Raw genomic sequence first — 11196 nt, 5'->3', positions numbered from 1 at the left:
TTGATTCTCGACGCTTAGCTTTTAAAACACCTTGGTACCAAGGCTTATTTAAGTGCGTCAAAAATCTGGTCAAAACAAGTTTGTCAGTGATAATTTTATCTTGACTTATTACCACATGACTTACCGCAAACAAAAAGCCTTCAGCAAAGGTCAAAGCTGAAGGCTTTTTGCAGTTACATCAATTTGCAGCTATCTCAATATTTATGAGGAGCTAGTCATTAGGTAAACTATCCGCTAGTAAACGCATGAATAAGTTGAGATTCATTGTCGTTACTTGCTGAGTTTACCATCATACACGGAAAGCAAGATAATAATCAGGATAACAACCAATAGTGCCAGAATATACTTCATGAGCTTTCACTACTTTCTATTCTGGATGGCTTCCCAAGCCTCATCATCGAATTTCCTATTCTTAAAGTAATAAGGCTTATCCGCTTCCGTTATTTTTCGCAGGACATGACACGGATTACCTACGGCGACCACATTGTCAGGAATATCCTTAGTGACCACGCTTCCTGCGCCAATTACCACGTTATTGCCAATGGTAACGCCCGGACAGACAGTAACATTCCCGCCTAGCCAAACGTTATTGCCGATCGTGATCGGCATTCCATATTCATATCCAGAATTACTACTTACCGGATGAATCGGGTGGCCAGCCGTTAAAATATTTACTCGCGGGCCGAACAAGACATGATCACCAATCACAACTTCACCAACGTCAGAGATGATGCAGCCAGTATTAGCGTAAAAATAATCGCCGACTTTGATATGATTCCCATACTCACAATAAAAAGGCGGTTCCAGGTATATTTCCGCGCCATGTCTGATTCCAGACTCAGCAATCAGTTCTCGCCCCCTTTTAAGGTCAAATGGCATTACTTCGTTGTACTCCCGAAATGCTTTCTTTGCCTTTAGCTGCTCCTGCAAGACCTCCTTAGTAGCAATATAGGGCAGCTCATTATCACGCCGATATGAATTATTCATTTTAACAGCTCCCTTGAATCAGTTGATATCATAATTATATTTGCTGCTAATCGTTAAAACTATTAAAATAATATCTAAAAATATAAGGAAATTGTTTATGGACTTTCATGAATTGGAAAATGTCGATTATAGTTTTAGCGACTATCCCGTTTTAATTGAATATACCAATTTATCGTCTTACCCGGATTTTCGTGCGATCAACCATTGGCATGATGATTTTGAATTCACATATATTTTTGCCGGTCAAATGAATTACAACGTTAACGGAACCATCATTACCCTATCCAAGGGAAACGGGATCTTTGTAAATTCCAAGCAAATGCATTTCGGCTTTAATTCAAACCATCAAGATTGCTTGTTCCTATGCGTTGTTTTTAAGCCCACCCTACTATGTATCAATTCAGCCTTTGAGGAAGAATACGTTAAACCAATTATCAATAATGGGGTGCCGTTCCTAAAGTTAAGTGAACAAAATCCACTGCAAAAGAAGATCCTGCTGTCTTTACTAACACTGAAGGATCCCGCACAATCGAAGCTGGCAATTCAGGCGAGGTTGTTTGCCATCTGGAACGACTTATACCAGCTTCTTCCTAAATTCTCCCAAAACGCTTTGGGAAAAAGCGCTGACTTTTCACTGTTAAAGCGTGTTCTCATTTTTATTGAGAGTAATTATCAAAACAGATTAACCTTGGCCGATCTAGTGAAAGAATTCAGCATCAGTAAAAGCAAGATTATTAAATTATTCAATCGGTATCTTCAGCAAACGCCAATCGAATATCTCAATAGCTTTAGGATCAAAAAGGCTTGCCAACTACTGACTTCGACTGAGCTAACCATTACCGAAATCAGTTTTAAAGTCGGCTTTAATGACAGCAGCTATTTTGCAAAGACATTCAAGCAAAAGATGCGGGAGACAGCACGTGAATATCGCAAAGACCATTAAATTCTAGCAAAATTCATGGCCCTTCATTTGATAATCGTTTGACATAGGGACGGCTGAATGTGTATCATTGATGTGAAAGCGATTTCAGAAAGGCGGTTGAACCATGCAAAAACTCGATCCAAGCAAATTCGTCCACGTTACCAACCAGCGTTATCGCCAGCACTACCACATCACGACCCCCGGTGGCTGGCTGAACGACCCGAACGGCCTCTGCTACTTCAAGGGCTACTACCACGTCTTCTACCAGTTCCACCCCTACTCCACCGAATGGGGGCCGATGCACTGGGGCCACGTCCGCAGCCGCGACCTCGTCCACTGGGAGCAGCTGCCGATCGCCCTGGTCCCCGGCGATCCCGAGGACAGCGGCGGCTGCTTCTCCGGCTCGGCGATCATCAAAAACGGGCGGCTCTACCTGCTCTACACCGGCCACCACTATTACGACGACGGTGACCTCGACCACTTCTGGGAAAACCAGAACTTGGCCTACAGCGACGATGGCGTTCATTTCACCAAGTACGAACACAACCCGATCATCGAAGCCCCGGCCGACAACACCCAGCACTTCCGCGATCCGAAAGTCTGGGAGCACGATGGCAGCTACTACCTGGTGCTCGGCAGCCAGCATCAGGGCGATGAGCTCGGCCGGATCCTCTTTTACAAATCGACCGACCTCTTCCACTGGGAATCCTGCGGCCCGATCATCGAGTCCCAGGGCAAGGACACCGAGGGTTGGATGTGGGAATGTCCCGACCTTTTCTCCGTCAATGGTCAGGACGTCCTGGTTTACTCGCCGATGGGCATTAAGCCCCAGGGCAAGCGGTTCTTGAACACCTCCCAGGTCTGTTACCGGATCGGCAAGCTTGACTACCAGACCCAGCGCTTCACCGGAAGCCAGCCGGCGGAACTCGATCACGGGCACAACTTCTACGCCACCCAGAGTTTCACGACCCCGGATGGCCGCCAGCTTCAGTTTGGCTGGATGAGCCCCTTTGACGAAACGCCCCAGGAACACACGGATGGGTGGGCCTGCTCCCTGACCCTGCCGCGGGAAATTTCGGTGGTTGACGGCGTCCTCCACGCCCAGCCGGCCCGCGAACTGGCCGCCCTGCGCCATCAGACCGACATTGATGATGAAGTGCGAGTAACGGGTCAGCAGGTGCTGACAGTCAGCGACCCGCAGCACACGGAATTAGCACTCAAGTTTGCAGAAACGCCCCACGACTTTTCCTGGATCCTGAGCGACCAGGATGGCGCCCTGGTCAGCCTCGCCTACGAGCAGGGCCAGCTTACCCTGACCCGCCGCGGCAATGATCCGCACCGCTACGCCACGGTCACGGAGCTCGACGACATTCGGATCTTCGTCGACACTAGCTCGGTGGAAATCTTCGTTAACGCCGGCACAACCACCTTCACTGAGCGCTACTATGCCAAGGGTCTGGTTGAACTCGCCCTGGCCGCCGAAAGGGAATGCCAACTCCATGTTCAAGCCTTTCAGCTTAAATAAATAACATTAAACCCCCGGGCGACGTGCTTTCTTGCGTTGCCCGGGGCTTGTTGTTATTTAAATAGCTCCTGCATTTGTTGATCGGTCAGGTCAAATTGACTCTGTACCTTGGCTTTCAGCTGTTCTTCCGGTAGACCAGCTTCACGCAGTAGAGAGATTGTGCCACGAATCGTCTCCATTTTTCCGGCAGCAATTTCTTTTTTCTCTCCAAGAGCCAGGCCCTCTTTTTTGCCTAAAGCAATTCCTGCTTGTTTCCCTTCTTCACGGACGTCTTCATCGTGGAACATCATGTGGGTCTTGTTATCCATGTAGTCATTCCTCCATTCCGTGTTTTTGCTTAAATTATGGATGTAATCCTTCAACTCATCGACGTACTCGTCATTTACTACATCCTTATTATCCACGTAATCGAGGAAGTTGCGCAAGTCTTTGCTGACATCATCTTTGGTGCCCTTAGTATTCAGGAAAATTGCCGTGCGACCGTCGCCCAACTCAAGTGACTTTTCCTGCTTACAGTAGCTTAAAAAGTCATACCGATGCAGTCCCTGGCCAAAGGGGTCAAAGGGACAGATGAAGATCACAAAGGACCGTCGCAATGCCGCGTACCTTTGACCATGCTTCAGCATTTCACTGTCGATTCTTCCCTGGTAATAGCGCACCCGCTGCGGCAGGCCACGCGTGTGCCGAACCTGCATGTCGATCTCGTAGACAACGCCGTCCTGGTCCTTGGTGTAAACATCAAAGCGGACACCGTGGTTGAACTGGGTCTCCTGGATTGTCTTTTGGACCGTCGGAAACTCAATCCGATCAATCTTCAATTCCGGCAGGATCAGCTGGATCAATTGCTGACAGAGCTTCTTGTTGCTCATCACGCTGCCGAAGACAAAGTCATCCTGAATGCTAATTTCGTTGTTCATTTCGTTCACCTCGTATTTATTGCTCTAATTAATAAATACGGGAAAAAACCGCAGTTTTATTTTCAAATTTCTTCATGACGCAAAAAAATCCGCACTAATTTTGTAGCGCGGATTTATTCATTAATTGGGAACGAATCGGTTAACTAGGCCGCAGCGGCTTCGGCACGCGCCGCTGGCTTTTCGGTTGGCTTCAGGAAGGCCCCGGTGATGATGGCGAGGATCGTTACCAGGAACGGGAAGAAGGCCCACGGGATAAACTTGAGCGGGTCAATCTGCAGGGCACCAGCGATGAAGACCCCGGAAACCGACCACGGGATGATCGCGTTGACGGCCGCCCCGGCATCGTTCAGGATCCGGGTGAGGTACTTGCGCTTCAAGCCCAGCTGGTCAAAGGACTTCAGGAAGGATTGACCCGGCAGAATAATGGCAAGGTAGTGTTCCCCGACCAGAACGTTGACCCCGATGCAGGTCACGGCAACGGCGGTGGTCAGCCGGCCCGGCGTCATGATTGACTTGGACAGGTGGTCGATGATCGCACCGATAATGTTGAACTTGATCAAAAGTCCCCCGAGCGCCAGGGCGAAAATGATCAGGGCCAAGGACGTCAGCATGCTGGCGATCCCACCCTTGGACAGCAGGGTGTCAATGGTCTTGTCGCCGGTGTGGGAAACGTAGCCCATCATGATTGTCTTGGTAATCGTGCTGATGCTGGTGGCTGGCGCGTGGATCCAACCAAGGGCGGCGGCAAAGAGTGAGCCGAGGCCCAACGATGGAATGGCCGGGACCTGCAGGATCGCCAGGACGATCAGCAGAACCACCGGCAGCATTGCCCAACCGGAGATCCAGAAACCGTTGACCAGGCCGTGCATCATTTGGTGAACAGCGGTCAGGCTGACCTTATTGGAGTTCAGGCCCAGCATGGTGTAGAGCACCACGCAGATTGCCCAGGCCGGAATGTCGGTGATCATCAACGCCTTGATGTGTTCGTAAATGCTGATCTTGCCGACGCTGGCGGCCAGGTTGGTGGTCCCGGACAGCGGCGAAATGTTGGAACCGCAGAAAGCCCCGGAAACGATCACCCCAGCGGTCAGGCCCGGGTTGATCTTCAGCGTTGCCCCGATCCCGATGAAGGCAATCCCCATCGTTGAGACGGTGGTAAAGGAGCTCCCGCAGGCGACCCCAACCAGGGTACAAACAATGAAGACCGTCGGCAGGAAGAACTTGACCGAGATGATCTTAAAACCAAAGTACATGATCGTTGGAATCGTCCCGGAGAAGATCCAGGTAGCGATCAGGACCCCGATCGATAGGAAGATCACCAGGGGATTAACCCCGGCCCGCAGTCCGCTGCGCATCCCATCCATGACCGTGTCCCAGGAAAAGCCCCGCAGCCGGCCGTAGATGGCCAGGAAGGTGAAGGCGATGAACAGCGGCGCTTGCGGCTCCTGCTTGCGAACAATAATCAGGTAGCCCAGGATACACAGAATGACTACCAGGACAGCGAGACTCTCACCAAAGCTAAAGACCGGTTCGGACCGGTTTGCCGATTTCTTAAATAGACTCATTATTAATCATTTCCCCTTAGTTTAACCAAAAAAACACCAACCAGACTGACGAGCCGCTCGGCAATCTAGTTGGTGACCTTTTGCAAAATAGTAATTAAGGAGACCATCCCTGCTAGATTGGACTCACCTAGCAGGGATGCATTAAACACAACGCTGCTTCGGTGCGAGCGCTCCTGCCCGCGCCGAAACGGCACAGACATTACGCTGAATAAGCATCGTTGTTATAATACTTCGCCGTGTTTAATGACTTCATTGTAATTCGTTCCCTTCGTGATTTGTTGACATTATTAAAGCATTCTCATTTTAATTTGTCAACCTCTCATAGCACTTTAATCTGAAATTGCTTGTTTTTACCGGGACCAGCCACTAAAATTTGAAACAAAAACGGGAGCGTTCAGATCATGGCACAGAAAAAACTATTGTTACTATCCACCGGCGGCACCATCGCCTCGGTCGTCTCTGACGAGGGCCTGGTCCCCGGCGAAACCGGCGAGCAGCTGCTGCAGATGCTGGGGAGCGTCCCCTACGACGTCACTGTCAAGGACATCCTCCAGCTGGACTCGTCCAACATCCAGCCCGAGGAATGGAAGACGATTGCGGAGGCCATCTACCGCTACCGCAACGACTTCGACGGAATCGTCGTCTCTCACGGCACCGACACGATGGCCTACACGGCGTCGATGATGACCTTCATGCTGCAAAACATCAACGTCCCGGTAATCTTCACCGGGAGCCAGGTCCCGATCAACGTCATCTTAAGCGACGCCCCCGACAATCTCCAGCTGGCCTTCGCCGCGGCCGCCCAGCTGTCACCGGACATCTACCTGGCCTTCAACCGCAAGATCATGCGCGGCTGCCGGAGCGTCAAAGTGCGGACGACCGCCTTCAACGCCTTCGAGAGTGTCAACGTGCCACCGGTGGCCGCCGTGACCTCCGACGGTTTTACCATTATGAACCGTCGGCCGCACCACCAACAGGAATGCGTTCTCAACACCCAGATTGACACCAACGTTTTCCTGGTCAAGCTCTTCCCCGGCTTCGATCCCCGCTTTCTGCAGGCGATGGCCAAACACGACTGTCACGGGATTGTGATCGAGGCGTACGGGCTCGGCGGGATGACCTACATTCGCCGCAACATCGCCGCCGCGGTCGGCCAGCTGATCCGGCGCGGGATCCCGGTCGTGGCGACCAGCCAGTGCCTGTATGAGCGCAGCGACCTGACCAAGTACGAGGTCGGCCGCCAGGCACTGGTCGAAGGAGCGATCAGCGCCCACGACATGACTTCCGAGAGCGCCATCACCAAGCTGATGTGGGGTCTCGGCCAGGGGATGGACGTCGCGGCAATCACGAAATTCTTCGAGACCGACATAGCCGGCGAAGTAACTTTGAATTAATAAAGCGACAGGAGGACTTTCTTATGCGCAAATTAGGTCTCATCGGCGGCACCGGTCCTGAATCAACGATCATCTACTATCGGGAAATCTGCCGCCAGGTTTACCAAGATACTGGTGCCTTGCTCCCGCTGAGCATCGAATCTCTCAGCGTCTACCAGGTGCTGCATTTTAGTGGCAACCACGAATTTGATCAATTGATTGACTACCTGGCCCACGGCGTCAACAATCTTCAAGCTGGTGGCGCGGAATTTGCTGCTTTAACGGGAATCACGTCGCACGTCGTTTTCGATCAGCTCCAGGCGCAGGTTAACCTGCCAATGGTTTCAATTCCGGCCGCCCTGCTTGAATATGCCCAAACCCATGGGTTCAAACGACTGGCCCTGCTGGGAACGGCACCGACCATGGCCCAGCACTTTGTCCAGGATGCCTTTGTGGGCAGCGAAATCGCAATCATCACTCCCCATCAGGCCGAACAATCCTACATTGGTGCGAAAATCGAAAACGAACTGGAAAAGGGGATCGTCAAGGAAGAGACTCAGGAACACCTCAAGCAGATCGTCGACCGGATGGTGAATGAAGATAAGGTCGACGGGATAATCCTCGGCTGCACCGAACTGCCCCTGGCTTTCAATGACCTCCAGCTGCCGGTGGAGGCCCTAGACGCCATGGAAATCCACATTCAAAAACTGGTTCGGATGATCGAAACGGATTAGTGATTTAAAAATAAAGAATGAGGCTAGAAAATAATCCACCAAAATAATCCAGCCTCTTTACTGTTATATAGCTATAAATGCTACAGCGCGGTAGCTGGCTGGATTCCGAACGTTGATAAATCAACGCCCGGAACGCCTAGCCAGCCTCGCGGGGGTGAGAAGACGAACTCGCAAGCGAGTTCTGTCCCACTCCCTTTATTTTTGCAAAAATTCGCTCACGGTCTGTAGCGTCTCCGCCAGTTTTGGGCCCTCCAAGAGGTGATCCTCGCCTTCCAGGAGGTGCAGCTCAGTGTTGGGAATAATCACGTTGTACTTGCGGGCGGCCTCTGGTGACACCACCTGGTCGTCTAGGCCATGAATGATCAGCGTCGGGTTGCCAAAGTGCTGGGCCGTCTCGTAAATCGGCAACAGTTGGGCGGTCCGGAAATACTGGCCACTGACCTCCTGACCGTTGACCTCGACCGCCAGCGGAATGTGGCTCGGATCATAGGTACTGCCCTGGCAACGGCCGTAGAGGGCGTCATCCTTGAGCGTCGCCGCCGGGGCCAGCAGCACCAGCTTGTCGATCAGGTCGCGGTAGTAGCCCGCCAGCATCGAGGCCACGACCCCACCCTGGGAGTGACCAACCAGGTAGATCTGCCGGGCCCCAATCTTGGTCCGGGCAAAATCGATGATGGCCATCCCGTCCAGGATTTCACCCAGCACCGTCATCTGGGCAAAGTCGCCGTCACTCTCGCCGCAGCCGGCGAAGTCAAAACGCAGCGTCGGAATTCCCGCCTGGTTCAGTTTAGCGGACAGGTCGTACAATAACTTGCCGGGTTGATAGCCGCGGTTCCCTTGAAAACCGTGCATCAGGATCGCTACCCGGTCATTCTTCAGCTTATCGGTGCCCTCCAGCACACCACGGAGCGTCAGGCCGTCACGTTGAATCGTTGTCTCCATTCTAATTCATCCTTTCTGCTTATCACTGCTGCTTCCATTTTACCTTGTCCGGCTCGGGCAAGCTAGCGGGCATTAACCTGACGTTAAGTTCCCTTAGCCAACCCTCAATTTTTCTCCCGTCTCTTTCCTGCTAAGCTGTTAATAAGGACAACGAAGGGGGAAATCATCATGACCAAGAATCGTGTAACTGAAATTTTAGGAAGCGACAAGCCAATCATCCAGGCACCAATGGACTGGATTACCGACGCCAAACTGGTCGCTGCCGTCAATGCGGCCGGGGGGCTTCGGCTTCTTGGCGCCCAACGCCGGACAGACTACCAATGTCAAGTCATCGGCCGAGGCCGTTTCCCGGATGAAAGACGAGATCGAGCAGACAAAGGCCCTGACCGACCGGCCGTTTGGGCTGTGCGTCCTGCCCGGCGATCCCCAAACGGACCAATTCACCGCGCCGATGGTGGATCTGGCCATTGAAGAAGGCGTCAAGGCCATCGCCTACGTCGGCGACCGCCTGATCCCCGAACTCTTCGCCAAGATTAAGGACAATGGCCTGATTTTGGTCTACCGGGCTCTGAATAATCCGTCCGTCGAGCAGTTCGAGACGGCCGCCGCAATGGGCGCGGACATGGTCGTCGTCACCGGTTTTGACCACGGTGGCGACCTGCCGTACAAGTCCATCAGCACCCTGGAACTGATCCCGCAGGTCGTTGACGCCGTTGACATCCCCGTCCTGGCCGATGGCGGCATCGCGGACCGGCGCACCGTTAATGCGGTCTTTGCCCTGGGCGCCGAGGGTGTTTACTGCGGGACGGTCTTCATTGCCAGCGACGAATGTCCGGCCAACAAGACCATCAAGAACTTCATCGTCAGCAACAACGCCGACAGCCTGATCCTCTTCCGCGGAGCCCCATCGCCATACTACCGGTCCATTCCAACAACCCTCGCGCTCAAGCTCCAGCAGATGAGCCGCCAGGGCGCTGCTAACGAGGAGATCGGCAAGCTGATGCGGGGCGCCGTCCGCAACGCCCTCGTGAACGGTGACATGAAAAACGGCCTCGCCACCTTGGGCAACGGGATCAGCAACATCCACGCAATCCGGCCCGTTAAGGAAATCATTGACGATCTAACCCACGATGTCGCCTAGCTGCTTCATTGACTTCAGGATCTCCTGCATGTCCGCCCCTTGCCGGTAGAGCCAACCGACCGCAAAGCAGTTATCGACCCAGGGGGACAAATCTAGCGTTGGCAAATCGCTCAGGCCCGCAAAAACGGAATTTTGGGCGTGCCATTCCAGCGCCATCGTCACGGCATTCTCGTTTTGAACCAAACTAAAAATCGTCGAAGGATCACTCGTCTTAAGCATCAGATGGAGTGGTCCTGTTTTCTTTTCCAGCGAACGGAAGAGATCGGTTTCCAAGGAGTCATTGAAAAGGACGAATGATTGCCGGGCGATATCCTCCTTGCCCGGCCTTTCGAGCGTATTCAACTGGTTGTCTGGGCTAAAGATCAGTTTGGAACGGGTCGTCCCCAACGATTGAAAATTCAATCCGCTCAACTGATCCTGGTGCGCCCGGTCGATGATGATCAGCCCCAGGTCCAGTTCTCCCGCGCGGAGATCATCAACGATCTGTTTGGTCGGCATGATCGCAATCGTTAGGCGGTACTGCTCCTCCAACCTGGCCATCTGTTCCATCAGCTGCTTGGTCATCGTGTTGGCAACACCGAGTCGCAGGCGCCGGCGGTTTGACTTCACCAGTTCCTCGGTCTGCCGGTCCAGCTCCAGCATGGCGGAGTAGGCCGTGCGCGCCGCTGGCAGCAGCTGGCGGCCGGTATAAGATAACGATGTCCCTATTCGGCTCCGGTTAAACAGCGTCAGGCTCATCTCCCGCTCCATTTGTGAAACGGCCTTGCTCAAGCCTGGAACACTGATGTGCAGCTTTTTAGCGGCCGCGGCGATGCTGGGTGAGTCTGCCAGTGTCAGAAAATACGATAGTTGTTCATAGGTCACGTCGGTTTGCCTCCTCTTCTTAACATCTTAAACCATCAAAATTCCAATTATTTAGTTTACCGACTCTTCTTTTGGCGAAGTTCATTTGGGAGACATCCAAACATCTCCTCGTATTCTATAAATATATCCTTTCGGATTTTGCTACTATACAACTTGTTTTCTGGTCACCGCATGATAACCTCTAATTATCATTGGCTTTGGTCAACTGGTATAGGTTAAATTCTCC

Annotated in this window: 10 protein-coding genes and 1 pseudogene; 6 read left to right on the top strand and 5 right to left on the bottom strand. The window is 52.4% G+C overall.

Annotated features, from left to right (window positions below; translation table 11 throughout):
• Positions 1–360: 360 nt before the first annotated feature.
• A complete protein-coding gene (locus tag OCT58_RS09145; RefSeq protein ID WP_267202555.1) occupies positions 361–987 on the bottom strand; it encodes a sugar O-acetyltransferase in 627 nt (208 codons plus the stop codon).
• A gap of 97 nt (positions 988–1084) precedes the next feature.
• Between OCT58_RS09145 and OCT58_RS09140 the strand changes: the two genes are divergently transcribed.
• Together OCT58_RS09140 and OCT58_RS09135 are read left to right on the top strand one after the other, a co-directional pair.
• Entirely contained in the window at positions 1085–1930 is an 846-nt protein-coding gene (locus tag OCT58_RS09140) for a helix-turn-helix domain-containing protein (RefSeq protein ID WP_267202554.1), read from the top strand.
• Positions 1931–2033: 103 nt separating this feature from the next.
• Positions 2034–3434: a glycoside hydrolase family 32 protein gene (locus tag OCT58_RS09135; RefSeq protein ID WP_267202553.1), complete on the top strand. Its 1401-nt coding sequence runs from the start codon at positions 2034–2036 to the stop codon at positions 3432–3434.
• Between the two features lie 53 nt (positions 3435–3487).
• Here OCT58_RS09135 and OCT58_RS09130 read toward each other — a convergent pair whose 3' ends face one another.
• Positions 3488–4351, bottom strand: coding sequence for an Rpn family recombination-promoting nuclease/putative transposase (locus OCT58_RS09130; protein ID WP_267202552.1), 864 nt, complete (start codon positions 4349–4351; stop codon positions 3488–3490).
• 143 nt (positions 4352–4494) lie between these two features.
• Positions 4495–5916, bottom strand: a complete 1422-nt coding sequence (locus OCT58_RS09125; RefSeq protein ID WP_267202551.1) for a Na+/H+ antiporter NhaC family protein — start codon at positions 5914–5916, stop codon at positions 4495–4497.
• Positions 5917–6317: 401 nt separating this feature from the next.
• Between OCT58_RS09125 and OCT58_RS09120 the strand changes: the two genes are divergently transcribed.
• The gene (locus tag OCT58_RS09120; protein WP_267202550.1) at positions 6318–7310 is read left to right on the top strand and encodes an asparaginase; all 993 of its coding nucleotides are present in this window, start codon (positions 6318–6320) and stop codon (positions 7308–7310) included.
• Positions 7311–7333: 23 nt separating this feature from the next.
• A complete protein-coding gene (locus OCT58_RS09115; RefSeq protein WP_267202549.1) occupies positions 7334–8023 on the top strand; it encodes an aspartate/glutamate racemase family protein in 690 nt (229 codons plus the stop codon).
• A gap of 195 nt (positions 8024–8218) precedes the next feature.
• Here the strand turns inward: OCT58_RS09115 and OCT58_RS09110 are convergent, their stop codons facing one another.
• Positions 8219–8965, bottom strand: coding sequence for an alpha/beta hydrolase (locus OCT58_RS09110; protein WP_267202548.1), 747 nt, complete (start codon positions 8963–8965; stop codon positions 8219–8221).
• Between the two features lie 168 nt (positions 8966–9133).
• On the opposite strand from OCT58_RS09110, the pseudogene OCT58_RS10480 reads away from it, so the two are divergent.
• Positions 9134–9217, top strand: a pseudogene (locus OCT58_RS10480) (hypothetical protein); the annotation flags it as partial.
• A 16-nt stretch (positions 9218–9233) separates the two neighbouring features.
• The gene (locus OCT58_RS09105; protein ID WP_267202547.1) at positions 9234–10106 is read left to right on the top strand and encodes an NAD(P)H-dependent flavin oxidoreductase; all 873 of its coding nucleotides are present in this window, start codon (positions 9234–9236) and stop codon (positions 10104–10106) included.
• Here the strand turns inward: OCT58_RS09105 and OCT58_RS09100 are convergent.
• Positions 10086–10970, bottom strand: a complete 885-nt coding sequence (locus OCT58_RS09100) for a LysR family transcriptional regulator (protein ID WP_267202546.1) — start codon at positions 10968–10970, stop codon at positions 10086–10088. The two genes, OCT58_RS09105 and OCT58_RS09100, sit on opposite strands and share 21 nt — an antisense overlap.
• Positions 10971–11196: the final 226 nt, after the last annotated feature.

The organism is Limosilactobacillus kribbianus (assembly GCF_026413145.1).
Classification (GTDB): Bacteria; Bacillota; Bacilli; order Lactobacillales; family Lactobacillaceae; genus Limosilactobacillus; species Limosilactobacillus kribbianus.
Note: the sequence above shows the minus strand (reverse complement) of the source record. Positions and strands in the feature narration are given on the sequence as shown.